Source organism: Rhodanobacter sp. Soil_C_14 (assembly GCF_057657335.1).
Genome location: NZ_JBDGIQ010000007.1, coordinates 27977 through 52961 on the forward strand (window position 1 = coordinate 27977; position 24985 = coordinate 52961).

Genomic DNA, 24985 nt, shown 5'->3' on the forward strand with positions numbered 1-24985 from the left:
CCACCGGGGAAGTCCATGCAGCTGTCGCGACTGGCCAGCATCCTGCGCAAGACGATCGGAGGGATCGGCGACGACGCGCTGCTGACCCGTGCGGCGGCCATCGCGTTTTACTCCGCGCTGTCGTTCGCACCGCTGATCGTGTTGTTGCTGTGGCTGCTGGCCGCGTTGCGGCCGGAGTGGCAGCAACAGCTGACCGACGGGCTGGCCGGGATACTGGGCGCAAAGGCCGCCGGCGCGATCACCCTGGTGCTGCAGAACGCGAAGTCCAGGCCGACGCTGGGCAACGTCGCCGGGGTGGTGGGCCTGCTGATCACGCTGTTCAGTGCCTCGGTGGTTTTCGCCCAGTTGCAGGGCGCGCTCAACGTCATCTGGGATGTCCAGGCTCGCCCCGGCAAGGCCATCACCGCCTGGTTGTGGGCGCGCGCCCGGGCGATCGCGCTGCTGGTCGGCGTCACCTTCCTGCTGATCGTGTCGTTCGTGGTCAGCACGCTGATCCGCTTCTTCGTGCCGACGGATTCGTGGATCTGGAGCATCGCCGAGCAGGTGATTTCGCTGCTGGTGTTCATCGCGGCGTTCGGCGCGATGTATCGCGTCCTGCCCGATGCGCGCATCGCGTGGGCGGATGCCTGGCGCGGCGCCTTGCTGACCACCGTGCTGTTCATCGCCGGCAAGTACGCGATCGACCTGTACATCCGCCACGCCAGCGTGGGCGGCGCCTACGGGCCGGCGGGCGCGCTGGTGGTGTTGCTCACCTGGGTCTACTACGCCTCGACCATCGTGCTGATGGGCGCCGAACTCACCCACGGACTGTCCGCCGCCCGCGGCGAAAAGGCGCGGCCCGAGCAGCAGGCGGAACGTTCGAACGACAGGGAAATACGCAGCGGCTGAGCCGTGGTGTCCATCCGTGGGTGCCGGCGAAGATGCCCGCAGGCGACACGACGCGCGGGGCGCAAGATCACGGCCTCGCTGATGTGGCGGTCCGGGTCAGCGGCCGGCTTTCCGCCTCTCGCGCAGGCGCGCCATGGCCGCCGCCGCATTCACCTGGAGCATGCCGTCGGAAACGCGGCTGCTCTGCAGCAGCAGGTCGTGGACCGAACGTGCATCCAGCGCGGGGGCCATCGCCAGCAGCAGGGCGGTGATGCCGCTGACATGTGCCGCCGCCATCGACGAGCCGGAGGTGAAGTCGTAGCCGCCGCCGGGTTGGGTGGTGAGGATGTCGCTGCCCGGGGCGCTCAGCACGCCGGGCGGCGCCTCCGTCGCACGGCTGGTGCGCACCACGATGACGCCCGTCGCGCGGTCGGGAAATCCGCCGACGTTGCCGTCCGGCGGCATCGCCGTGATCACGATGCGGCCCTGCTCGAGCAGACGGCTCAGCAATTCGTCGAGCAGGGGATCGGCGGGGCCGCCCAGGCTCAGGTTGATGATGCGCGTATCGGTGTCGATTACCGCCGCCAGCGCCTTGGCCAGGGTGAAGGTGTTGCAGCGGGCGCCCGCGCCGGGCACCGGCGGATACCAGCAGGCCTTGTAGACGCTCAGTACCGCGCCGGGCGCGATCCCCACGATGCCCCGGTGGTTGTCGGCGGTGGCGGCGATCACCCCGGCGACTTCGGTGCCGTGGTTGTCGCGGTCGAACGCCGTGCGGTCCGCGTCGACCAGGTTCTGCGTGTCGCCGATGCGCCCCTGCAGGTCGGGGTGGGCCAGGTCGGCGCCGGTATCGATGATCGCGACACGAACCCCGTCGCCGCGGCTGAGGTTGTGCGCAACGGCGGCATCGGTCTCGACGAAGCCGCGCTGCAGGTCGGCGTAGGGATCGTTGTATCGACGGGCATCCGGTGGCGGCGGGTCGGCGTAGGTCGAATAGCTTTGCAGCGGCTGGGCGAGTCGCACCCGGGCGTCCGCGGCCAGCGCCTTGAGCAGCGTGTCGCGGGACATGCCGGGGGGCGGCGTCAGCACGATGCAGTACACGTCCAGCGCCTTGATCGGCCAGCCGGTCACCTCCTGCCAGCCATAGATCTTCTTCAGCGCCGCGAGGGTCGATGCCGCCCGCTGGCCGATCCCGTAGTTCGCCGATGGCAGGTAACCGAGCAGGCTGGAACCCGCGTGCGTGGCAGGCGGCGCCAGCGGATTGGCCACCGCCAGCACGATGTCGCGCTGGCTGTCCATGGTAGACACGCTGGCCAGCGTGGCGCGGCCCGGAGCGGCGTGATCGCCGGCCGACGCCACCGACGGCAGGCGCGCGCAGGCACTCAGGGCCATCGCGGCAGCGAGGACCAGGACGCCGCATTTCATGGCGTGGTGGTCACCGGTTCGGCCAGGCGGATGCCGCGGGTGGCGCGCAGCTGCTGCAGCACGTGCTGCCGGGTCGAGTTCGGGCCTCGCGGCACGACCGTATAGGCGCCGACCTCATTGGGACCGGCGACCACCTGCAGGCCAAGGGCATGCAGCAACGCATCCCAGTCGGCGAGCTTCATGCCGGCGTCGGGCACGACGTGGATGGAGCCCGCTGCGATCGAGCCCGGCGTGCCGGGCACGGGCGATTCGCTGAGCGTGCGGTAGCGGGGGCTGGCGTCTTCGGACCACAGTCGCATGCCCAGCGCACCGAGGCCGATCGCCTGGACCAGCACGGCGGCGACCAGGGCGCGGGTCAGCCAGCCTGCGGTGCGCGAGCGGGCGGGCGCTTCCAGCGGGGCGGGCGCATCCAGGCGACCCAGCAGGTGCTTCAGTCCCACGTTGGCGTCCAGCGGAATGTCCGAGGGCAGCGACAGCGCCAGCTGCAGCCGGCTCTGCCGCGCAAACTCGGTGCGGCACGCCTCGCAATGCACCAGGTGGCTCATCAGTGATTCACCCTGTTCCTGCGGGGCGCTGCCCTGCAGTACCCAGGGCATGGCTTCCCAGGCGCGGGCGCAGTCCCGGCCGGAATTTGTCTGGAACATCATGGCACGCTCTCTTCACGTATCGGCGAGTCGCCAGCCAGGGAGGGCAACACGTTGCGCAACTTCACGCGCGCATGGAACAGCCGCGCCTTCACCGTGCCGACCGGGCACTGCATGATGGCGGCCACCTCGTCCAGCGAGTGTCCCACGCCGTAGACCAGTTCGATCACGACGCGCTGGTCGACCGACAGGTGGACGAGTCCCTTGCCCAGCCAGTCGCGCAGCTCGCGGTCCTCATCCGGGTTGTGGGCGGGGACGCGGTCTTCCGGTACGGCGTCGTCCGCGACCGGTTCGTCGCCATGCTGGCGCAGGGCCTTCAGGCCGCAGCGGTAGGCGATGCCCATGATCCAGGTGGAAACCCGCGAGTCGCCGTGGAAGTTGTCCGCTTTCTGCCAGGCGATCCAGAAGCAGTCGTTGATGACTTCCTCGATGACATCGGCGCGCCGCGTCAGACGGGACAGGAAGCGGCACAACCTGCCGTGGTAGCCGCGGTAGAGCACCGCCAGCGCGGCGCGGTCACCCGCCGCCATGCGCTGGAGCAGCATGCGGTCGGCGGTGTCGGCATCGGTATCAGCGTCGTTCATGGCTTCGCAGCTTGCGGTCGGACCCCGGTCGGTCAGTGCGTAGGTGACGTTTCAGCCCCAAAAGGTTGCCGTCGCATCAAAAGGATCGCGAGATGGTGGCCATCCACGGCGATGCGCCGGGGTCCGGCGTCGAGCGCGACGACTCCAGGTCCGTGGCGACGCGATCAAGTTCGACCCGCCATGGCCCGTCAACCCACATCAGGCCGACATGGCCGTAGCGGTAGAAGCCTTCGCGATCGTGGTAGCGGTAGTGCCGGTAGCGGCTATAGCTGTAACGCACCGGCGGAGCGTGCGCCACGCCGGCGCCGCCGGAAAGGAACAGGTGCTCCGTCAGCGGCCAGTGGACATCGAGGTCGGCGGCCGCACGCGTCCGGCGGTCGCCCGCGCCGATGAGGCGGATGGCCGACACGCCGAAGGTCAGGGTGTCGCGGTAGAGCCAGTTGATCCCCGCCTCCCCGCGGTCGTAGGCGGTCGAACGGGCGTCGCCGGAGTGGCGGTAGTAGAGCACGCTGGCCTGCATCTGCCAGTCGCCGGAAAGCGACCAGGAGCGCGACCCCTGCAGCAGGCTCTGGGTGATGCGTCGTGGCGAGCGCAGTTCGGTACTGCCGGACAGGCCCAATGACCAGCCCGCCGGCGACGCCCACGAAACGGCCGCCTGGATGATGGGCGTGGCCGGCGTGATCGCCAGGCCGCGGTCGACCAGCTGCGAACTGAGCGCGACCGTGCCGTTCGTGGCGGACGACCCGGCATGCGCCGGCGCGGGGTGGCAGCCGACGATGGCCAGGACAAGCAGACCCGCCCGGCTGCGGGCGGAGCCGCTGACGGCAGGGCCGTGCCGCGAACGCGCGTGGTCGCGGCGCGTGGCAGCAGGAGCATCGGGCTGCATGCGTTTGAACCACATCGTCTCGTCAGTCGCTCGACCGGGCGGGGTTGCCTCCGGTGGTCTTGCCGCACCACCGGGGCATGCCTGCCTTATAACCGATTTGCGAGCGATGGATGTCCCGCCGGTGTCGCCCGCGCCCTTCAGAACGCCGCGCTCACGGAAATCGTGAAGGCGTCCAGGTCCCTGGCGTTGGTCGCCGGCGCTCCGGGCGGCGCACCGAAGATGTTCGTGCCGGCGCCGTTGAACCGGCTGAAGCGGAACCAGGTGCCGTAGATCCTCAGATTGGCCAGCGAGTTGAAGGACTCCTTGCCGAAAGGCACCCAGAACACGCTGACGAGATTGCTGGTGGTGTCCGGGCTGCCATACGGGATGTAACGGGCGGGATCGCGCGAGCCCGTGCTGACCATGTGGGACACGGCGATGCCGTAGCTCTGCTTGAAGGTATAGATGGCGGTGGCGATCTGGTCGCGGGCGTCGCCGTGCGACAGCGCCAGCAGGCCCGGCACCACCGGACTGGGCGGCGTGCTGCCGTAATCGCGCTTCTCGAAGATGTTCACGTAGCTGAGCTGCACGATGTGTTGCCGGTTGCCCAGGTACTGGTAACTCAGGTCGTAACCCAGGTCGGTGATGTCGTCGGCCGGCCCCAGGCGCGGACGCTGGCGGCGGGTCGACAAGCCGACCACGCCGGCGGAGAAGAACTGGGTCTTGAATTCCTTCATGTAGGCAAAGCGGAAATACCCGGTGTCGCTGAGCCTGCCCGGGTCGCTGCCGAGGGAATAGCCCAGGCGATCCTGCACCGACGGCTGCAGCGAGTTGTAGGTGCCGACTTCGCCATACCAGTTCGAGTCATACAGGCCGTAGACCGTGGCGCCGATCACGTGGTTGGCCGGTGCGGCGGGGCTGGAAAGATTCAGCAGGGTGCCGGTGACTCCCGGCGGGCCCAGCGTCGAAGCGGCTGGCAGGACGGCGAGCGGATCGTTGAAGGCCGGGTTGTTGTTGACGCTCACGCCGAGCGTCAGGTCCTTGCCGCCGAGCTTGAGCGACTTGGCGACGAAGCGCAGGTCGAGGTTGCTCAGCTTGGTGTTGTACTTGCCGCCGCCGACATTGTCGGTCTCGATCTTGACGAAGCCGCCGACATGATCGGTCAGTCGTCCGGCCAGGTAGATGTCGGCTTCCGTCAGCCGGGTCCGGTCCTCGCCGCGGGCAGGGTTGGTATGCGCCAGCGTGAGCTGCGCGGCCAGCGGCAGTGCACCGGGGATGTTCGCCTCGGTGTAGCCGTTGATCTTGAAGCGCATGCCGGTCGGCGTCAGCGCCGGGCCGTTGTCGCCGCCGCCGTAGGCGCTGGCGTGGCAGACCGCGCAGACGTAGCCGGTCTGCCGGGCAAACGAGGGAGTCGCCTGCGCGCTGTTGCCGGCGACCAGCAGCAACAGCGCGAGGCCGCGCAACAGCCACGGGTTCAGGGGACGGCGGTTCGCAGGTCGGTTCAGGAAAGGCAGCATGGGATTTCCTTGTCGTGATCGGACGGCGATGAACGAAGCGTCATGTGCCCGTCAGCGCCGGCGCTCCGGTCATGCCAGCCGCGCTGCAGGAATGCGGGTAAGTGCCGAGCCGGCCGCGAAAGGTTGCGCCGGCGTCGGCAAGGCGTCGTCGTTCGCGCCTTCGATGCACCACGCAACCTTTGTCCGGCCAGGCGGCACTCAGCGATGTAAGTCGTCATCCCATGATTTGCAGCCGGGCCTGAAACATGGAAATCCAGTGTGTCCAGTTGCACAAACATGGCGACAGCCGGGGCATGCTCGTCGCGCTGGAGCAGGACGGCAACGTGCCGTTCGCGATCCGCCGCGTGTACTACATCTTCGCCACCGGGCGCGACGTGCATCGTGGCCGGCACGCGCATCGCCACCTCAACCAGCTGGCGGTGGCGGTACGCGGATCGGTGACCTTCCTGCTGGACGATGGCAACGGCGTGGCGGAGGTCGTGCTGGACGACCCCGCGCGTGGCCTGCTGCTGGGCAGCATGGTGTGGCGCGAGCTGTACGACTTCAGCGACGACTGCGTGCTGATGGTGCTGGCCGACCATCCGTACGACCCGGACGACTACATCACCGACTACGGCGACTTCCAGCGCGAGGTCAACGGCGCCGCGCAGCTGGAGGGCATGACGGCATGCCAAGGCCGCTAGTCCTCATCGGCGCGGGCGAGTTCGCGGAGATCGCCTGCGAATACTTCGAGCACGACAGCGACCACGACGTGGTGGCCTTCAGTGTCGAGCGCGACTACCTGGCGCAGCCGGCGCTGGCAGGGCGTCCCGTGGTGGCCTTCGAAACACTCGAGGCGGATTACCCGCCGGCCGAGGTGGACGTGTTTGTCGCCGTCCCCTCCAGCCAGCTCAACCGCCTGCGCACCCGCCTCTACCTCGACATGAAGCGCCGCGGCTATCGGCTCGCCACCTATGTCAGCACGCGCGCCTTCGTGTGGCGCAACGCCGAGGTGGGCGAGAACAGCTTCATCTTCGAAGGCAACGTGATCCAGCCGTTCGTGCGCGTCGGCAACAACTGCATCCTGTGGAGCGGCAACCACGTGGGCCATCGCACGGTGGTGAACGACAACGTGTTCATCGCTTCGCACGCGGTCATTTCCGGCTATTGCGAGATCGGCGCGAACAGCTTCATCGGCGTGAACAGCACCTTCAACGACCACGTCAGGGTGGCGTCCGACAACGTGATCGGCGCCGGTGCGCTGGTGACGCGCGATACCGAGCCGGGGCGGATCTACGTGGGCTCGCCCGCGCGCGCCGTGCCGGACAAGTCCAGCTTCGACGTGAAGCTCTGAGCGCGCATGTACGCGTGGAGGAAAAAGGGGCTTGTGTTCGAAACCGCGCGACAGGGCGTGGGCGGCTGGATGCGCCACTCCGCGCTCACGCCCACGCCGTATCGCCTCGACGACGAGACCATCCGCGTCTACGCGGGGTTTCGCGACGACGAAGGCGTCAGTCGCATCGGCCACGTCGACGTGCGGGCGGACGATCCGGCGACGATCGTGCGGGTCGGTGCCGAACCGGTGCTCGACATCGGCCGCCCCGGCTGCTTCGACGACAACGGGATGATCCTGGGCGACGTGGTCGACGCGCCGGGCGGCCTGCACATGTTCTACGTCGGCTTCCAGCGCGTGGCGCGGGCCAAGTTCCTGGCCTTCACCGGCCTGGCTGTCTCGACCGACGGCGGCGATCACTTTCGGCGCGTGCAGGAAACGCCGATCCTGGATCGGGCGCCCGGTCGCAGCACCATCGGTGCGGTGCATGCGGCCCTCCACGAGAACGGTCGCTGGCGGCTGTGGTATGCCGTGGGCGACGACTGGGAAACCATCGGCGGCCAGCCGTTTCCGCGTTACCACATTCGCCATGCGGAGACGGATGATCTACGCGTCATGCCCCGCGAAGACCAGGTCTGCCTGCTGCCGCGCGGCAGCGAGTATCGCATCGGTCGGCCGCGCGTCTATCGGATTGGCGGCAGATACCTCATGTACTTCACCCGGGGCAACCTCACCGGCGAATACTTTCCCGGCGTGGCCTGCAGCGACGACGGCATCCACTGGGAACGCCATGACGAGTCGCTGGGGCTGACGCTTTCTGCCAGCGGCTGGGACTCGCGCACCCTCTGCTATCCCGCGCTGATCCGCCAGCGCGACAAGCTGCTGATGTTCTACAACGGCAACGACATGGGCGTGGACGGCTTCGGCGTGGCCGAGGCGCGCCTGTCCCCCGTCGAGGGTGGCGCGTGATGCTCACCATCAGGCCCTATGCGCCTACCGACGCGAGCGCCTGGGATGCGCTGGTGGCGCGCTCGCGCAACGGCAACCTGCTGCATCGGCGCGGCTACATGGACTATCACGCCGACCGCTTCGTCGACGCCTCCGTGCTGGTCGAGCGCGATGGCGAAGTCGTGGCGGTGTTCCCGGCGAACCTCGCGGGCAAGCTGGCGACCAGCCACGGCGGCCTCACCTACGCCGGGCTGATCAGCAGCCAGGCCCTGCGCGCCGAAGCGACGCTGGCCGTGTTCGGGCAGATCGCCGGGCACTATCGAGCGCTCGGCGTGGAGCGCCTCGTCTACAAGGCGGTGCCCCATGTGTTCCATGCGTATCCGGCCGAGGAGGATCTGTACGCCCTGCAACGCATGGGCGCGCGGCTGATCCGTCGCGACCTGTCGTCGGTGATCGCCCTGCAGGAGCCGTTCCGGTTTACCGAGGCGCGCCGGCGTTCGGTCAGGAAGGCGTCGCGGGCGGGCATCGACCTGCAGGTCGGCGCCGACCCGGCCGACTTCCACGCCTTGCTGGTGAAGGTGCTGGAAAGGCACCACGTCGCACCGACCCACAGCCTGGAGGAGCTGCGCCTGCTGCAGGCGCGCTTCCCCGGGCAGATCGTGCTGCACGAGGCGCGCAGGAACGGCGTGCTGCTGGCCGGCGCCCTGGTCTACGACTTTGGCCGCGTGGTGCACACCCAGTATCTGGCCGCCTCGGAGCAGGGGCGGCCGCTCGATGCGCTCAGCTTCCTGCTCGCCGCGCTGATCGGCGACACGTATGCGGACCGGCATCACTTTTCCTTCGGTGTCTCCACCGAGCAGGCCGGCACCGTGCTCAACGGCGGGTTGGTCACGCAGAAGGAATATTTCGGCGCGCGCGCCATCGTCCACGATGTCTACGAGTGGCCGCTGTGATGGACGCCATCGCGGATACCCGCCGGGTCGACGTACCGTTCCTGGATCTCGGTGAGGTCAACGCGCGTTACGCCGACGAGCTGAAGGCCGCGGCGGCGCGCGTCATCGATTCGGGCTGGTATGTGCTGGGCGAGGAGCTGGCGGCGTTCGAGCGGGAGTTCGCCGCCTGGTGCGGCGTGCGCCATGCCGTGGGCGCGGGCAACGGGCTGGATGCGTTGTCGCTGATCCTGCGCGGCTACCGGGAACTCGGCCTGCTCGCCGAGGGCGACGAGGTCATCGTGCCCGGCAACACCTTCATCGCCAGCTTCCTGGCGATCAGCGAGAACCGGCTGGTGCCGGTGCCGGTGGAGCCGGACGCGGCGACGTTCAATATCGATCCGGCCTGCGTGGCAGCGGCGATCGGTCCGCGCACGCGGGCGATCATGGCGGTGCATCTGTATGGCCAGCTGGCCGACATGCCGGCGCTGCAGGCGCTGGCCAGGCAGCACGGGCTGCTGCTGATCGAGGATGCGGCGCAGGCCCATGGCGCGATGCGCGACGGCTGCCGGGCCGGCGCGTTCGGCGATGCCGCGGCCTTCAGCTTCTTCCCGGCCAAGAACCTTGGCGCGCTGGGCGACGGCGGCGCGGTGGTGACCGACGACGACGCGCTGGCGCGACGGATCGCGGCGCTGCGCAACTACGGCTCCGACGTGAAATACCGCCACCTCTACCAGGGCGTGAACTCACGACTCGACGAAATGCAGGCGGCCATGCTGCGGGTGAAGCTGAAGCATCTCGATGCGGATGTGGCGTGGCGCCGCCACGTGGCGCGTCGCTATCGCGATGGCATCCACCATCCGCAGATCCGGCTGCCGCACGTGGTTCGCGGGGAACAGCACGCCTGGCACCTGTTCGTGCTGCGCTGCGCGCAGCGCGATGCGTTGCAGCGGCATCTGCGCGCGCGGGGCATCCAGACCCTGGTGCACTATCCGGTGCCGGTGCATCGGCAGCCTGCGTACCCGTCGTTGCAGCACGTCCACCTGCCGCTGACCGAGCGGCTGTGCGGGGAAGTGCTGAGCCTGCCGATGGGACCGACCTTGCGCGATGACGACGTGGATCGCGTGATCGACGCCTGCAACGCGTTCGGGCGCGGCGCATGAACATCGTCCGCACCGGTTTCTACACCAGCATCGCCACCGCGGCGCGGCTGCTCGCCGGGCTGGTGGCAATCAAGCTGGTGGCGTGGTTCGCCGGGCCCGAGGGCGTGGGCAAGCTCGGCCAGTTCATGAGCCTGATGTCGCTGCTGGCGGTGCTGGCCGGCGGCGGCATCGGCGCGGCCATCGTGAAACATGTCGCCGAGTACCGCGACGATCCGCAGCGGCTGTCGCGCCTGCTGTCCGCCGCGCTGTGCTACGCGTTCTGCGCGTCCTGCCTGATGGGTGGCGTGGCGCTGCTGCTCAGCCGGCAGCTCGCGACATGGCTGCTGGGCGATCCGCAGTACGCCGGGCTGATCCGCGTGCTCGCCGTCGCGCAGCTCGGCATTGCGCTGCTCAACTACGTCCTTGCGGTGGTCAACGGCTTCATGGACGTGCGCCGGCTGGCCTTCATCCAGGTCAGCGGCTCGCTCATCGGCATCGTGATGATGGTCTGGCTGGCGCGCTGGCAGCACCTGGATGGTGCGCTGCTGGCGCTGGTGCTGGGCCAGTTGTCGTGGCTGCTGGTGGGCCTGCCGGCGTGGTGGCGCAGCTCGTACTTCCGCCGCGGCATGCTGCGGCTGCGCTACGACCGCGAGATGAGCTTGCGGCTGGCCACGTTCTCGGTGATGACGCTCAGCTCCGCCCTGCTGCCGCCGCTGGTCAACATCGCGGTGCGCGATCACCTGGCGCTGCAGTTCGGCTGGGAGCCGGTCGGCTACTGGCAGGCCGTGAGCAAGGTGTCGGACGCCTACCTGCTGTTCTTCACCACGGCGATCAACATCCACTACCTGCCCAGGCTGGCGTCGACGCACGAGCGCGCGGCCCTGCTGGCCGAACTGCGCACCGCCTGCCGCATCCTGCTGCCGGCGGTCGTCGTGCTGGCGGCGGTGGTCTACGCGGCACGGGAATGGGTGACGCGGCTGCTGTTCACGCCGGACTTCGCCGCCGCCAACGCGCTGTACGGGCCGCAGCTGGTCGGCGACGTGATCAAGATCGCCTCCTTCATCCTTTCCTACCTGATGCTGGCCAAGGCGATGACGAAGCTGTTCGTCGTTTCCGAATGCGTGTTCGCCGCCAGCTATGTCGTGCTGGTCTGGGTGCTTGCCGCGCGCTTCGGCCTGGTCGGTGCGATGTATGCGTTCGCGCTCAACTACCTGCTGTATCTGGGCTTCAACCTGCTGGTGGCCCGGCGCTACCTGGGAGGTCTGCGATGATGGACGGCGACGTGCCGGGGGACGTGGCGGCGATGCCGCTGGTGTCCGTGTTGATACCGGCGTTCAACCACGAGCGCTTCGTGCAGCGCTGCCTGGACAGCGTGCTGGAAGATCCGTATCCGGCCAAGGAGCTCATCGTCATCGACGACGGCTCCACCGACCGCACCGCCGAGCGCATCGCCGACTGGGTGGCGATGCATTGCATGGACATCCCGATCGAGTACGTGCGACGGGAGAACCGCGGCATCGCGGCGACGCTGAACGAACTGGCGGCGCGCGCCAACGGCGACTTCCTGCGCCCGGGCGCCAGCGACGACTACCTGCTGCCCGGCGGACTCGACGCCCAGATGCGCTACCTGCTGGCGCATCCGGACAAGGGCGCGGTGATCGGTGACTCGGTCGTCGTCGACCAGCATGGCAACCGGATGCACGACAGCGGCATGCGCGTGCTGCACCGTGCCGACAAGCGGCTGTATCGATCCGATGACGGCATCCGCCGCGCCATCATCAGCCACTGGGCCATCGGCGGGCCGGTGGCGCTGATGCGACGAAGCGCGCTGGACACCGTCGACCGCTGGAGCGAAGGCCTGCGCATCGAGGACTGGGACCTGTTCCTGCGCCTGGCCGCAGCGGATGCGCTGGGCTTCATCGACGTCAGCGTCTGCGCCTACCGCATCCACGGGGCAAACCTGAGCAAGACGCGACACACCGCGACCCGGATCGCCAACCTGGCCGAGTCGCGGCAGGTGGCGCAGCGCCGGGCCTGCCTGTTCGACGAACCGTACAAGACCCTGCTGCAGGCCCAGTCGCACTACATCGGGGCCAAGATCTCGTTCCTCCAGCGGCAGCCGTTGCCGATGGCCGCGCACCTGCTGGCGTATGCCTGGCTGGCCGCGATGTCGAGGCTGGCGTCGCCCTCGGCGAACCACCGCGCGGAGGCGACATGAAACGCCTGGTGTGCCTGCCCTCGGCGTATCTCGCGCTGCCGCTGCTGCTGGCCTGCGCGGTGACGCTGTTCACCTACGAGCTTCCGCTCGACTACCTGCCGGGCGTGCTGCTGCTGGCGGTGATGGCCGCGGCGATCCTGCTGTTCGACGTGCAGGCGGGGGTCAGGATTCCGCCGGCCGCGCGGTTCCGCGCCCGCCGCTACGGCGGCACGCGCGATGCCTTCGTGGCGCTGGCCTTGGCCGGGCTGGTCGCCGCCTTCTGCCTGCTCGACCTGGCGTTGTTCCCGATCCCGCTGTTCAATAATCCGTCGGCCTACGCGGTGATGGAAGGCGGCCATGAACACATCCGGCACGTGTCGGACATGTGCTGGGTGCTGCCGCCGATCGGGCTGCTGTGCGCGAGGAACCGCTGGCTGCGCAACACGCTGATCGCCGTCGGCTTCCTGTTCCCGGTGCTGGTGATCGATCGCAACCGGGTGTTCGCCACGGTGTTCGCGTTTGCGCTGCTGATCATGCTGCGGCGGGACGAGGCCAGGCCCCTGCCGTGGAAGGCCGTCGGCCTGCTGGGCTTCGTCGGCGTCAGCGTCTTCTCGGTTCTCGGCATGCTGCGCTCGGGGCCGCTGGATCACGTCACCCTGCCGTTCGGCGCGATGTACCGCGCGGCGCCGGAAGGGATCAAGTGGCTGCTGCTCTACGTCAGCGCCGGGCCTTACAACTTCAGCGCGATCCTGGCCAAGGGTTACCTCAACGCCGACTTCCTGATCCACCAGGTCGTGCCGCTGAGCGGTTCGGTCGCGACGGCCGGCACGACGATCCCGCTGGATGCGTCGAACATCAACGTGGGCACGGAGTTCTTCCCGTTCCTGATGGCGCTCGGCCCGTTCGGCGCGGTGGTTTCCATCGTGGGGCTGTACGCGATGCTGCTGTGGAGCGTGCAGCGCCTGCGGCCCACGGTGCCGCTGTTTTCCCTGCTGATCTTCCTGCGGGTTTCCTACGTCTGCGTGATGGCGCCGTTCGCGCCGCAGGCTTACACGTGGACGAACGCCGGCTTCATCGGCCTGTGCCTGGTCCTGCAGGTTTTCGCCGCGTGGCTGCCGAACCGGCGGTCGCCCGAACCGGTGCCCGCGACGGCCGCGCACACCTTTCTCCCTTCCTCTTCCCGCTGAGCGCAGAACCATGGAACAAGACGAAATCTATCTGATCGATCTGTGGCGGATCTTCACCCGTGGCTGGATGTGGTTCGTCGGGGTGCTGCTGCTGACCCTGGCCTGCACCTACGTCTTCGCGCACACGGTGAAGCGGCAATGGCAGGCGACCGCGTGGATCCAGATCGGCCAGGTCGGGCAGGTCATGTCCGGCCAGGACCCGAAGGTCGAGCCGCTGCTGCGGGTGATCGAGCGGCTGGAACGGGTGCCGTTCGAAAACGAGATCCTGAAAAGCGCCGGCTACGCCGACACCTCGCCGGTGGCCAGGCTCTATCGCAACAGCCTGAAGCTGGAGCCGATGCCCTATGCCGGCCCGCTGATCCGCCTCACGGTGCGGGCGTATTCGCGCCAGCAGGCGATCGAACTGGCCAACGCGACGGTCGCCCGGCTGAGCGAGGTCCATCGGCAACTCGAGGAGGTGCCGTTGAAGGCGGCGCGGGCGCGCCTCAGCCAGCTCGAGGCCGACCTGCAGACGGCGCTGGCCGACCAGGCCCGCTACCGGCAGGCGGCGATGCCGGGAAACCAGGGCGGGGCGGACAGCAAGGACGTGCAGAACCCGATGCTGGCCAGCCTGCTGCTGGCCAACAAGAGCGAAGAGATCCGCGGCCTGCGGGCAGGGCGGATCGATCTGCTGGAACGTCTCGGGCCCACCTACACCTACAGCACGTCGATGATGTGGCCGGCCTACGTGCCCGACAAGCAGGCGTTTCCCAATCCCGAACTGACCTGGGGCATCGGCCTCCTGCTGGGCCTGTTCCTGGGCGCCTTCGTGACCGTGGTCATGGCACGAAGGCGGCGGCCCGCCTGACGCAGGCGATGCATCCGGCGCCGGCGCCATTCAACCAAAACGGCGCTGGCCGGCACTCACGGATCAGCTCCATGAAGTTGCCGGGACCGCTCCGTGACGGGTGCGCGGATGGCGTGGCGAATGGACGGCTGCATCACGGTGGAACGGAGTGGGTTCGATATGCGCGGATGGCACAAGCTGGAAACAGGGCGGCGCGAGGCACCTGCCGGCAGCGTCCGCCATCCTCCGCGGCGCGCGCCGCTGGACGAGGCGCAACTGCTCGACACGCAGCGCGCGTTCGACAGTGTCGCCGCCGACTACGACGGACCGCGCGGCAACAACGAACTGATCCAGCGCATGCGCACGACGTTGTGGGATGTCGTGCACAGCGAGGTGAAGCCCGGCGCCCGCCTGCTCGACCTGGGCTGCGGCACAGGCATCGACGCGCTCGAATTCGCCCGGCGCGGCTTTCACGTCGTCGCCACCGACTGGTCGCCGCTGATGGTCGAGCGGGCGCGGGCACGGGCGGCGGCAGCGGCGCTGCAGTCGCGCGTCACGGCCATGCATCTGGGCGTGCAGCAGCTCGATCGGCTCGAGGGCGAGTTCGACGGCATCTACTCGAACTTCGGCCCGCTGAACTGCGTACCGGATCTCGCCGCCGTCGCGGCCGAATGCGCGCGCCTGCTGCGCCCCGGCGGCAGCCTGGTGTTTTCGGTGATGGGCCGGATCTGTCCGTGGGAGCTGGGGCACTACGCTCTGCGCGGCCGCTTCCGGCGTGCCGGCGTGCGCGCCGCGCGGGGCGCGACGGCGGTGGGCATGAACCGTCACACGATCTGGACCCGCTACTACCTGCCGCGCGAGTTCTATCGCGCGTTTGCCGAACACTTTTCGCTGGAGGGCTATCGCGCGCTGAGCCTGTTCATGCCGCCGCCGTACCTGGTGGACTACTACCGTCGCCGGCGCCGCTGGTACGAACGGCTGGGCCGGCTCGACGACCGCCTGGGCGCGCTGCCGCTGCTGCGCGACATGGGCGACCATTTCCTGATCGTGATGCGGCGGCGCTGAGCGCATGGACTTCCTGCAGGCCGCGATGGACGTCAGCCTGTGCCGGGCCGTCTCGGTCACGGCACAGGCCAGCTCGCGCGTGCCGCTGCCGATCCGCGCCGGACGGATCGGTTCCTCGCTGGCGGCGCGGGCGTACCGGATCGACCTGCGCGACCACCTGGTCTTTCCCGGCCTGATCAACGCGCACGAACATCTGCACGTCAACGCGGTGCCGCCGCTGCCATCCAGCGCGCCGTTCCCCAACAGCTATGCCTGGATCGCCGCCTTCCGTGAGCATTTCGCGGAGCCCGCGGTGGTTGCCGCGCTGCAGGTACCGAAGGCCTTGCGACTGCGCCACGGCGCGCTGAAGAACCTGCTCGCCGGCAGCACCTGCGTGGTGCATCACGATCCCTGGCATCCGGTGCTGGACGAGTCGAATTTTCCGGTGACGCTGTTGCGCAACTACGGCTGGAGCTACGCGCTGGGCTGGCCCGATTACGGTCCGCCGGTGCAACCGAGCTTCGCCGCCACGCCCGCCGACCGACCCTGGCTGATCCACCTGGCCGAGGGCACCGACGCGATCGCGCAGGCGGAGCTGGCCCGGCTCGACGAGATGGGCTGCCTGGCGGCGAACAGCGTGCTGGTCCACGGCGTCGGCCTGGGCGAGCAGGACATCGACCGGGTGATCGAGCGCGACGCGGCGGTGGTCTGGTGTCCGACCAGCAATCGCAACCTGCTCGGCCGCTCGCTGGACCCGCGACGGCTGTGCGCGGCGGGCCGGCTTGCACTGGGCAGCGACTCGCGGCTCAGCGGCGCCCGCGACCTGCTCGACGAAATGCGCGGCATCGCCGTTCGCGGCGAGCTGAGTCCCGACCAGTTGCTCGGCCTGGTCACCAGCCACGCCGCGCGCATCCTGCGCTTGCCTTCGAGCGGCAGCCTGGCAGCGGGAACGCCGGCGGACCTGGTGATCGTCGAGGATCGCGGCGGCGACGAACGCTGCGGCCTGGTCGGCCTCGGGCGCAGCGAGATCCGTGCGGTGGTGCGCCACGGCGTGCCGCGCATCGCCGATCCGGATTTCGCCGAATGGTTCGACGTCGCCGGCATGGAAACCGTGCCGGTGACGCTGGACGGCAAGCCGAAACTGCTGGCCAAACCGCTGGCCGAAGCGGCGCTGGTGGCGCTCGAACCCGGCCTCGAACTGGCTGCCGCCCACCGCGCGCGCGACCTCGTCATGGAGGCCGGCTAGCCATGCGGCCGCGTCCTTCGATGCTGATGCCGGCCGAGGCGTATGCGCTGTGGGCATCCAGCTATCCTGCCCGCGCCCACAACCCGGTGATGCGGGCGGAGGAGCGCGCCATGCTCGCGCTGATGCCGGACACGCTGCATGGAGCGGCCGTGCTCGATGTCGGCTGCGGCAGCGGGCGCTACATGCTGCACGCGCTGCGCCGCGGCGCGGCGCGCGTGATCGGCGTGGACCTGTCGGCGCCGATGCTCGCGCGCGCCGACGCGGAGCTGGCCGCGTTGCAGGCCGCCGCGGACGTCGACCTGATCCAGGGCAGCCTGGCGGCGCTGCCCGTGCCGGACGCGCGAGCGAACCTGACCCTCTGCGGCCTGGTCGTCGGCCATCTCGACGATCTGCAGCGAGCGCTGGCCGAGCTGTGCCGGGTAACCCGGCCCGGCGGCACGCTGTTGTGCAGCGACGTGCATCCGATCGGGCACGCGCTGGGCTGGTTGCGCGATTTCAAGTCGGACGGCCGGCACTACGCCGTGCAGCACACCCAGCACCTGTACAGCCACTGGCACGCGGCCTGCGCCGCGCTCGGGCTGCGCATCGAGCAGGTGCTGGAGCCGATGCTCGATCCGGCCGACATCCCCGCCACGGCGCGCTTCGACCGCGCCGCGCTGGAGGTTCCCGTGGCGCTGGTGTTCCGGCTGCGGCGGCCGGTTTGAATACCCGAGACGTCCGATGACTCATCGCCCCATGCCTGATCGCCCCATGCCTAATCGCCCCAGTACATTGCTGGTCAACCCGACGGTCACCACGCGTCCGCGCTTTCCGCTGTCGCTGCTGAACCTGGCCGCGGCACTGGATCGCTTCGGCGACAGCCACATCGTGGACGGCAACATCGATCGGGACCTGGTGAACGCGACCCTGGCCGCCGCCGGGAAACAGCATTACGACGCCATCGGCATCGGCATCATGGGCGGCCCGCAGCTGGCGCCGGCGATCGCCGTGTCGAAGGCGATCCGCGAGCATCATCCGTCGATGTCGATCATCTGGGGCGGCTACTTCCCCACGCTGTATACCGACACCACGCTGGCTGCGCCCTATGTGGACTACGCGGTGCGCGGGCAGGGCGAGGAAAGCCTGGTCGAGCTGGTCTCGGCGCTGGCCCGCGGCGGCGGCGACGAGGCGCTGGCCAGGATCGGTGGCTTGTCCTGGCGCCGCGATGGCGAGGTCGTGCACAACCCCAATCGCAGCTTCCGGCACGGCGATGCCGCGCTGGTGCTGCCGTATGAAAAGCTGGGCGACCCGGACAAGTATCTGGCAAGCACCTTTCTCGGCCGGCGTACCGCCGTGCACCAGGCCTCGATCGGTTGTCGCTTCCGCTGCACGTTCTGCGGCGTGGCGGCGATGTTCGGCGGTGCGACCTCGCTGCCGCCGGCGGATCGGCTGGAGCGCGAACTGAATTACCTCAAGTACGAACTCGGTGCCGATTCCATCCTGTTCTACGACCACAACTTCTTCGACCGCGAACAGGACATGATCCCGCTGCTCGAGATCATGGCCCGGCTCGAAATGCCCTGGTGGTGTTTCGCACGCGCCGATGCCCTGCTCAAGCTTTCCGAAAGCACCTGGGAACTGGTGCGCAAGAGCAGGTTGCGCATGGCCTACATCGGCGCCGAATCACCGAGCGGCGCGATGCTCAAGGAAATCCGCAAGGGCACGCGGCCGGACCAGACCCTGGCGGTGGCCGAGCTGTGTCAGCGCCACGGCGTGATCCCCGAGTTCTCCTTCATGCTGGCGCCGCCGGTGAACACCGAAGAGGAAACCGAACTGACCTTCGAGTTCATCCGCGAACTGAAACGGATCAATCCCGCCTCGGAAATCATCACCTACATCTACACGCCGCTGCCGGAGGGCAGCAAGCACGAGAAGGAGCGCGGCAAGCATCCTGCCGCGCCCCTGCTCGACCTTCACGGCGAGCCGGTGGTGTTTCCCTCCACGCCGGACGAATGGACGCAACGTCGCTGGGTGGACTACGCCTGCCATGCCGATGCGCCGTGGCTCAGCGACAAGCTGCGCCAGCGCATCTACGACTTCGTCACCGTGCTGCGCTGTCGCTATCCCACCGTGCAGGATGTGCGTTCACCCCACTGGGCCAAGCGCAGCCTGAGCGCGATGGCGTCGTGGCGTTATCGCCATCGGCGCTACAACCATCCGTGGGAACTCAACATCGCCAATCGCTTCGTGCAACTGCGCACGCCGCAAATCACCGGCGCGTAGCGATGGCGGCCCTGCACGTCGCGCAGCTCAACTTCCTGCCGGCCCCCGAGGACCTCGCGCCGAACCAGGTGCTTGAGCAGTGGCACTCGCTGGTGGACGTCGCCGAGGCGGCGGCCAGCGCCGGCACCCGGGTGTCGGTGGTTCAGGCGGCGGCGCGGGAAGAGCTGATCACCCGCAACGGCATCGACTATCACTTCGTCGACATCCGTGGACTGGAAACGGCGACCAACCGGGGCCGCCGTTTCGCCAGCCTGCTCGGCGACATCGACGCCGACGTGCTGCACGGGCACAGCCTGGGTTTCGCCGAGGATGCCTTTGCCATTGCGCAATGCCTGCCGCGGCTGCCGATCATCCTGCAGGACCACGCCGATCGGCCGCCGCACTGGTGGCGCCGTTCGCCGTGGCGACGCTGGTATGCGGCGCTGGCCGGCGTGGCCTTCACCGCGCCCGAGCTGGCCCGACCGTTCACCCGGGCCGGGCTGTTCGGGCCGCATACACGGCACTTCGCGATACCCGAATCCAGCAGCCGCTTCAGCCTGGGCAGTCGCGCCGATGCGCGCGCACAGACAGGTCTTCGTGGTGATCCCTGCGTGCTGTGGGTGGGCCACCTGAATCCCGGCAAGGACCCGTTGAGCGTGCTCGACGGCGTGTCGCTGGCGGCGCGACAACTGCCCGGCCTGCAGTTGTGGTGCGCCTTCGGCAGCGCGCCGCTGCTCGGCGAGGTGCAGGCGCGCATCGCGCGCGATCCGCAACTTGCCCAACGCGTGCATCTGCTGGGCAAGGTGGCGCACGCGCAGGTCGAGGGGCTGATGCGCGCGGCGGATCTGTTTGTCTCGGGCAGCCGCGCCGAGAGCTGCGGCTACGCCGTGCTCGAAGCGCTGGCCTGCGGCGTCACGCCGGTGGTCACGGATATTCCCTCCTTCCGCGCGCTGCTCGGCGGCAGTGGCGTCGGCCACTTGTGGCCCTGTGGTGATGCGGCGCAACTGGCCGAAGCGCTGGTCGCTGCCGCCGCCAGCCGGCCATCGCCAGCGCAGGTGCGCGCGCATTTCGACGCCGCGCTGTCGTTCGCCGCGGTGGGCCGGCAATGGGCCGACGCCTATGCGCAAGTCCACGCCGAGCGGCGCCGGAGCGCGTCGTGAAACTCGCCCTGGTGCTGCCGGGCGGGGTGGATCGCAGCGGCGAGGTCCGGGTGATTCCGGCCTTGCTGGCGCTGATCGAACGGCTGGCGCGCACGCACGAGGTGCATGTCTTCGCGCTGCACCAGGAAGCTGCGCCGGGTCGCTGGGAACTCGCCGGCGCGAACATCCACAACATCGGCAGCGGCTGGACCCGGTGGCGCGCGATCGCGGCGATCCGCGCCGAGCATCGCCGCGCGCCGTTCGACGTGGTCCAGGCGATCTTCTCCGGTTCGTGCAGCCTGGTCGCGGTGGCCGCGGCCAGACTGTTGCGGCTGCCCAGCCTGGTGCATGTCGCCGGCGGCGAGCTGGTCGCGCTGCACGCGATCGACTACGGCGGACGCCGAAAATGGAAGGGACGCCTGCGCGAGGCCTGCGTGCTGCGCGTCGCCGATGTCGTCACGGCCGCCAGCGCGCCGATCATCGACGCACTGCGGGCGCTCGGCATCGAGGCGCAACGCGCGCCGCTCGGCGTCGATCTGCAGGCGTGGCCGCCGCTCGCACCGCGCGCGCGGCGCGGCGGGCCGGCGCGGCTGATCCACGTCGCCAGCCTCAACCGGGTGAAGGATCAGCCGACCCTGCTGCGCGCACTGGCCGTTCTTCGCAACGCCGGGCTGGCGTTCCGCATGGAGATCGTCGGCGTGGACACCTTGCAGGGCGAGATGCAACGGCTGGCCGAACAGTTTGGACTGAAACACTGCGTCGAATTTCTCGGATTCCGGACGCAACGCGAACTGCGTCCGCTGATGGAGGCGGCCGACCTGCTGGTGATGTCGTCGCTGCACGAGACCGGCCCGCTGGTGTTGCTGGAGGCCGCGGTGGCCGGCGTGCCGGCGGTGGGCACGGCGGTCGGGCACTTCGTGGAGTGGTCGCCCGCGGCAGCGTGCAGCGTGCCCATCGGTGACGCGGGCGCGCTGGCCGATGCGATCGGGGCGCTGCTTGCCGACGAACCGCGGCGCCAGCGCATGGCCGGGGCCGCGCAGCACCGGGCGCTGGCGGAGGACGCCGACTGCACCGGGCGACTGTTCGAGGCGCTGTACCGCCACCTGTGCACGGACGCGCGGGCATCAGCCCGGTTTGCGGGCGACGTAGAGCCGAAACCTTGATGGCTCGCGGCGGCCGCGAAGTTTCGCGATGAGCGGGCGCAGCGCCCAGCGCGGGCCGTACCACGGGCGATGCACTTCCCAGCGGATCGACAGCGCGTCCGCCATGTGGCGCAGACGCTCGTCGGTGAGGTAGCCGAGGCTGGCGATCGCGTCCGCCGCGACGCCATGACGGCGCAGGAAGAATTCGCGACGCTCGGCCAGCATCTGCCGGCCGCTTTCGTCGCGGGCGTACCACGGCGTGTCGGCGATGATCAGCATGCCGCCGACCTTCACGCAGCGCAGCGCTTCGCGCAGGCAGGCCTCGGCGTCTTCGGCGTAGTGGAAGGAGGCGTTGAACACCGCGACGTCGAACTGCGCGTCGGCGAACGGCAGGTGGCGCATCTCGGCCCGGAAGCGCGGGAACAGTGTCCGCAGCCGCGTCCGGTAATGGCGGGCCGCGCCCAGCCCATCACGATCGTTGGTGAGCAGGTCGACCGCGACCGGCTGATACCCGGCCAGTGCCAGGCGATAACTCATCCAGCCGTTGCCCGCACCGAGGTCGAGCACGCGACTGCCTGCCAGCAGATGCCGCACGATGTAGTCGTAGCTGCGCGCACGCATCCGCCACTGGTCGCGATCCCTTGCCGTGGTATCGCGGTAGGGCAGGGCGAGGTAGAACGCCTCGCTTTCGCTGCCGCGACCTTCCGACGTCCTGATTCGCTCGTAATCCGCGATGAAGCGGGCCAGGCGCGCGGCCGATTCCGGCAGCAGCGCGTGGGCGATGCCATCGTCCATCGCGATGGAAAATCCGCAGTTCGCACAGTCCGGCGTGTCGATGGCGTTGCCGCAACGGGGACAGCGCAGCCGGATGTCCCACCGTCGTGCATCCGTCGCGGCTCGCTTTCCGGTCATGGGCGGGTCGCGCCTAGGGCGCCGGCGCCGCGGAGTCCAGCGCCGCGCGCACCGCGTACAAGGTGTCCATCCGCGGCACCGGCCGGGTCAGCCAGGTCAGGATGCGCCGCAGATGGTTCGTAGTGACCCAGCTCTGGTCCTGCAGCCACAACTGGGTCCGCACCATGTCGGCCCGTTCCCGGATCGCTTCCTCCGTCGGTCGCAGCCGGTTCCTGACGTAGCGCCCGACTTCACCCACGGAGCGCGACCACTCGATGCCGGGCAGCGCATGCAGCCACAGCTCCGAGCACGACACCCGGGTCAGGGTCTGGCGCCGCGAGACCGTGCGCAGCAGGCGCGGGCAGTCGCGTTCGAGCCGGGCGAATACCGCGTCGGGCACCGCGTTCCTGTAGTAGCGCGCCACCAGCCGCAGCGGCGGCAGCGCCCACCAGGGCGGCTCGGCGGCTTCCCACAGGACGTCCCAGTCAGCGGCGACCATCCGCGTGGCCAGCAGCGAGATGTCATGCAGGTGCAGCAGGCGCAGGCTGCGACCGCAGATGTTGCCCGCCGCGTGCAGCAGCAGGTGGCTCATCAGTGCACCGGTCGACGGGTAGTCGTTCAAGCCCGCTTGCGGCACGCGCGGATAGGTCTGCCCGGTGATGTCGACGGTGGAGACCGGCAGCCGCTCCTGGATGCGCGTGTGCAGCTCGATGTTGACCGGCGTGTCGCGGTGTTCGCCCAGCCCGGGAACGGGCGCGCCCTCGGCCGGCTTGAACACGCGGTGCTTCCACTGCACGAACGACTCCACGTAGCCGAGCTCCTGCAGCAGGGCGATCGTCGCCGCGGCATCGCTTTCGCGCACCAGCAGGTCGATGTCCGCCATCGGTCGTTCGCCCGGCGCGTAGAGTCCCAGCGCATGCAGGGCGGAACCCTTCAACGGCACGACGGCCAGCCCGGCGGCGCGCGCGGCGGCGTCGATGCGTTGCAGCAGGGTGCCGATGCGCCGATGGCGCAGTTCGACATGCTCGCGCTGGCTGTCGAGGAACCGGCGCCACGACGGGCACTGCCAGGTCGAGCACTGGCTGAGCAGCGGCGACACGCCGTGCGCGGCGGCAACCGCCGCGGCCAGCTGCCATTCGAGTTCGCTCCACGGCGGCGTGACGCCGCCCGGCCGCGACAGCGCCAGCTCCACGGCGAGCGCCTCGGTGGTGCGGCGCAGGCCCGCCCTAACGATGTTGAGCGGTGGCAGCATGGCGGGCCGGTTCGGCATGGTCGGGCGTCGTCGCGGGCGCTGGGGCGGTGGCGTCTTCGCTGCGGTGCGCGCGCTCGTCGGCGATCAGCGCGACCCATCGCGCCTCGAACGCCGCGCGGGCTTCACGATGCTGCTGCGGCGATTGGGCGGCTTTCGACTGCTGCAACACGACCTGCTCGTGCAGCAGGTCGCGCACGTGACGATAGAAGTCCGAGTCGTAGGCGCCGCGGAACATCATGGCCAGGTCGCCGCTGTCCTGCCAATGCGTCTTCGCGCCGAGCTGGGCCTTCACCTGTTCGTAGAATTTCGTGCCCGGCAACGGATACGACACGCTGACGCCGATGTCGTCCGGCACGGCCTGCGTGATCAGCTCGCGGGTCGCCAGCAAGTCGACGAGTTGTTCGCCCTGATAGCCGAGCTGGATGAAGAAGCCCACCCGGATGCCGTGTTCGCCCAGCCGCGCGCGGGCGGCGATGAGGTCGGCCACGCGGGTGCCCTTGTTCATCGCATCCAGCACGCGCTGGCTGCCGCTCTCCGCGCCGATCCACGCCTCGGCGCAGCCGGCGTGTTCCAGCGCCGCGGCCATCCGCTCGCTGATCAGGTCGGCGCGGGTCTGGATGGTGAACGGCACCGAGCCATCGGCGTCGGCCAGGTGCGCGGCGAATTCGCCGACCCAGTCGACGCGGAAGCCGAAGATGTCGTCCGCCAGCCAGATGTGGTCGGGCTGGAATGTCCGTTTCAGGTAGGTCATTTCCGCCGCCACGTCGCTGGCGCTGCGCTGGTTGTAGTGGTTGCCCCAGATCGGCTTGGCGCACCAGTTGCAGCGGAACGGGCAGCCGCGCGAGGCCGCCATGTTGAGGCTGAAGTAACCGTGCCGTTCGAGCCACATCGCGCGGTAGCGTTCGACGTCGACCAGGTCCCAGGCGGGATGGCCGACCAGCCGCGGGTCCGGCGGCAGCACGCCCACGCGGGTCAGCTGTGTCTGCCCGTTGCTCAGCGTGGCCACGCCGGCGATGCCCGCGACCCAGCGCGGCGTGTCGATGGCCGGGTCGCGCTGCAGCCGCCCGACCAGTTCGATCAGGGCCGCGATGCCTTCGCCGATCAGCACGGCATCCGCGCCCGCCGCCAGGAAGGCGTCCGGGTGGTCGGATGCGTCGGAGCCGGCGACGATCACCCGCGCGCCGTCGGCACGGGCCTCGGCGATCATCTGGCAGGCCGCCTCGCGCATGCGGCCCAGGCACATCTTGGTCAGATAGTTGAAATTGTCCTCGTAGAGGACCACCACATCCGGCCGCGTGCTCTGCAGCGCGGCCTGGTAGTCCTCCACGCCCGTGGCCAGCATCGCGTCGAACAGCGCGACCTGGTGCCCCATCTGCCGCAGCAGGGCGGCGACCTGGATCGTGGCGAGCGGCGGATAAGGCTTGCCGCGCTCCCACTGCTTCGGGTCGTAAGCCAGGAAGTAGGAGTGGCCGACCTGAATCTTGAGCATCTGCTGGAGGCCTCGATCATCGTGGGAAGCAACGGCAGCCATGGGCCGCGTCGGCTCCCGCTTCCGCGCTGGCTGCCGGTGAGTGCGCCAGCGCGCCGCTT

Annotated in this window: 24 protein-coding genes; 16 read left to right on the plus strand and 8 right to left on the minus strand. The window is 69.2% G+C overall.

All coding sequences use genetic code 11. The features are described 5' to 3' along the window. The first annotated feature begins 15 nt into the window (after window positions 1-15). On the plus strand, window positions 16-888 hold the full coding sequence (locus AC3A56_RS15450; RefSeq protein ID WP_056715525.1) for a YihY/virulence factor BrkB family protein: 873 nt from the start codon (window positions 16-18) through the stop codon (window positions 886-888). Between the two features lie 96 nt (window positions 889-984). On the opposite strand, the gene AC3A56_RS15455 is transcribed toward AC3A56_RS15450, so the two are convergent. The 5 genes from AC3A56_RS15455 to AC3A56_RS15475 form a co-directional block, all read right to left on the minus strand. After that, window positions 985-2289, minus strand: a complete 1305-nt coding sequence (locus AC3A56_RS15455; protein ID WP_056715522.1) for a S8 family serine peptidase — start codon at window positions 2287-2289, stop codon at window positions 985-987. Further along, entirely contained in the window at window positions 2286-2936 is a 651-nt protein-coding gene (locus AC3A56_RS15460) for a hypothetical protein (protein WP_056715519.1), read from the minus strand. The genes AC3A56_RS15455 and AC3A56_RS15460 overlap by 4 nt, the downstream gene beginning before the upstream one ends. Beyond that, window positions 2933-3517, minus strand: coding sequence for an RNA polymerase sigma factor (locus AC3A56_RS15465; RefSeq protein WP_056715517.1), 585 nt, complete (start codon window positions 3515-3517; stop codon window positions 2933-2935). The genes AC3A56_RS15460 and AC3A56_RS15465 overlap by 4 nt, the downstream gene beginning before the upstream one ends. A gap of 76 nt (window positions 3518-3593) precedes the next feature. Continuing rightward, the gene (locus AC3A56_RS15470; RefSeq protein ID WP_487770936.1) at window positions 3594-4418 is read right to left on the minus strand and encodes a TorF family putative porin; all 825 of its coding nucleotides are present in this window, start codon (window positions 4416-4418) and stop codon (window positions 3594-3596) included. Window positions 4419-4540: 122 nt separating this feature from the next. After that, entirely contained in the window at window positions 4541-5899 is a 1359-nt protein-coding gene (locus tag AC3A56_RS15475) for a cytochrome C (RefSeq protein ID WP_487770937.1), read from the minus strand. Between the two features lie 245 nt (window positions 5900-6144). Here AC3A56_RS15475 and AC3A56_RS15480 point away from each other — a divergent pair, with 245 nt between their 5' ends. The 15 genes from AC3A56_RS15480 (at window position 6145) to AC3A56_RS15550 (ending at window position 21273) form a co-directional block, all read left to right on the plus strand. After that, entirely contained in the window at window positions 6145-6582 is a 438-nt protein-coding gene (locus AC3A56_RS15480) for a sugar 3,4-ketoisomerase (protein ID WP_056715508.1), read from the plus strand. Beyond that, entirely contained in the window at window positions 6567-7232 is a 666-nt protein-coding gene (locus AC3A56_RS15485; RefSeq protein ID WP_487770938.1) for an acetyltransferase, read from the plus strand. Before AC3A56_RS15480 ends, AC3A56_RS15485 begins: the two co-directional genes overlap by 16 nt. A gap of 6 nt (window positions 7233-7238) precedes the next feature. Continuing rightward, window positions 7239-8180, plus strand: a complete 942-nt coding sequence (locus AC3A56_RS15490; protein WP_487770939.1) for a hypothetical protein — start codon at window positions 7239-7241, stop codon at window positions 8178-8180. Then, window positions 8180-9112 (plus strand): GNAT family N-acetyltransferase, encoded by a 933-nt coding sequence (locus AC3A56_RS15495; RefSeq protein ID WP_487770940.1) that lies wholly within the window; start codon window positions 8180-8182, stop codon window positions 9110-9112. Before AC3A56_RS15490 ends, AC3A56_RS15495 begins: the two co-directional genes overlap by 1 nt. Continuing rightward, the gene (locus AC3A56_RS15500) at window positions 9112-10251 is read left to right on the plus strand and encodes a DegT/DnrJ/EryC1/StrS family aminotransferase (RefSeq protein ID WP_056766879.1); all 1140 of its coding nucleotides are present in this window, start codon (window positions 9112-9114) and stop codon (window positions 10249-10251) included. The genes AC3A56_RS15495 and AC3A56_RS15500 overlap by 1 nt, the downstream gene beginning before the upstream one ends. Then, window positions 10248-11501, plus strand: a complete 1254-nt coding sequence (locus AC3A56_RS15505) for an O-antigen translocase (RefSeq protein ID WP_056766880.1) — start codon at window positions 10248-10250, stop codon at window positions 11499-11501. The genes AC3A56_RS15500 and AC3A56_RS15505 overlap by 4 nt, the downstream gene beginning before the upstream one ends. After that, window positions 11501-12448: a glycosyltransferase gene (locus AC3A56_RS15510; protein ID WP_487771023.1), complete on the plus strand. Its 948-nt coding sequence runs from the start codon at window positions 11501-11503 to the stop codon at window positions 12446-12448. Before AC3A56_RS15505 ends, AC3A56_RS15510 begins: the two co-directional genes overlap by 1 nt. Next, window positions 12445-13614 carry a hypothetical protein gene (locus tag AC3A56_RS15515; protein ID WP_487770941.1) on the plus strand — a complete coding sequence of 390 codons (1170 nt, stop codon included), beginning with the start codon at window positions 12445-12447 and terminating at the stop codon, window positions 13612-13614. The genes AC3A56_RS15510 and AC3A56_RS15515 overlap by 4 nt, the downstream gene beginning before the upstream one ends. 10 nt (window positions 13615-13624) lie before the next feature. Continuing rightward, window positions 13625-14461, plus strand: coding sequence for a Wzz/FepE/Etk N-terminal domain-containing protein (locus tag AC3A56_RS15520; RefSeq protein ID WP_487770942.1), 837 nt, complete (start codon window positions 13625-13627; stop codon window positions 14459-14461). 159 nt (window positions 14462-14620) lie between these two features. Continuing rightward, complete coding sequence (locus tag AC3A56_RS15525) at window positions 14621-15505, plus strand: class I SAM-dependent methyltransferase (RefSeq protein ID WP_487770943.1); 885 nt, start codon at window positions 14621-14623, stop codon at window positions 15503-15505. 4 nt (window positions 15506-15509) lie between these two features. Next, window positions 15510-16730: an amidohydrolase family protein gene (locus AC3A56_RS15530; RefSeq protein ID WP_487770944.1), complete on the plus strand. Its 1221-nt coding sequence runs from the start codon at window positions 15510-15512 to the stop codon at window positions 16728-16730. Window positions 16731-16732: 2 nt separating this feature from the next. Next, window positions 16733-17434 carry a class I SAM-dependent methyltransferase gene (locus tag AC3A56_RS15535; RefSeq protein WP_056714335.1) on the plus strand — a complete coding sequence of 234 codons (702 nt, stop codon included), beginning with the start codon at window positions 16733-16735 and terminating at the stop codon, window positions 17432-17434. A gap of 46 nt (window positions 17435-17480) precedes the next feature. Next, entirely contained in the window at window positions 17481-18992 is a 1512-nt protein-coding gene (locus AC3A56_RS15540) for a B12-binding domain-containing radical SAM protein (RefSeq protein WP_487770945.1), read from the plus strand. Window positions 18993-18994: 2 nt separating this feature from the next. After that, entirely contained in the window at window positions 18995-20131 is a 1137-nt protein-coding gene (locus tag AC3A56_RS15545; protein ID WP_487770946.1) for a glycosyltransferase family 4 protein, read from the plus strand. Beyond that, complete coding sequence (locus tag AC3A56_RS15550; RefSeq protein WP_487770947.1) at window positions 20128-21273, plus strand: glycosyltransferase family 4 protein; 1146 nt, start codon at window positions 20128-20130, stop codon at window positions 21271-21273. The genes AC3A56_RS15545 and AC3A56_RS15550 overlap by 4 nt, the downstream gene beginning before the upstream one ends. Here the strand turns inward: AC3A56_RS15550 and AC3A56_RS15555 are convergent. The 3 genes from AC3A56_RS15555 to AC3A56_RS15565 are packed head-to-tail and all read right to left on the minus strand — an operon-like array spanning window position 21235 to window position 24884. Next, window positions 21235-22164 carry a class I SAM-dependent methyltransferase gene (locus AC3A56_RS15555; RefSeq protein WP_487770948.1) on the minus strand — a complete coding sequence of 310 codons (930 nt, stop codon included), beginning with the start codon at window positions 22162-22164 and terminating at the stop codon, window positions 21235-21237. The genes AC3A56_RS15550 and AC3A56_RS15555 overlap by 39 nt on opposite strands. 13 nt (window positions 22165-22177) lie before the next feature. Beyond that, window positions 22178-23395 (minus strand): nucleotidyltransferase family protein, encoded by a 1218-nt coding sequence (locus tag AC3A56_RS15560; protein WP_487771024.1) that lies wholly within the window; start codon window positions 23393-23395, stop codon window positions 22178-22180. Next, entirely contained in the window at window positions 23370-24884 is a 1515-nt protein-coding gene (locus AC3A56_RS15565) for a B12-binding domain-containing radical SAM protein (RefSeq protein WP_487770949.1), read from the minus strand. The genes AC3A56_RS15560 and AC3A56_RS15565 overlap by 26 nt, the downstream gene beginning before the upstream one ends. Between the last annotated feature and the right edge of the window lie 101 nt (window positions 24885-24985).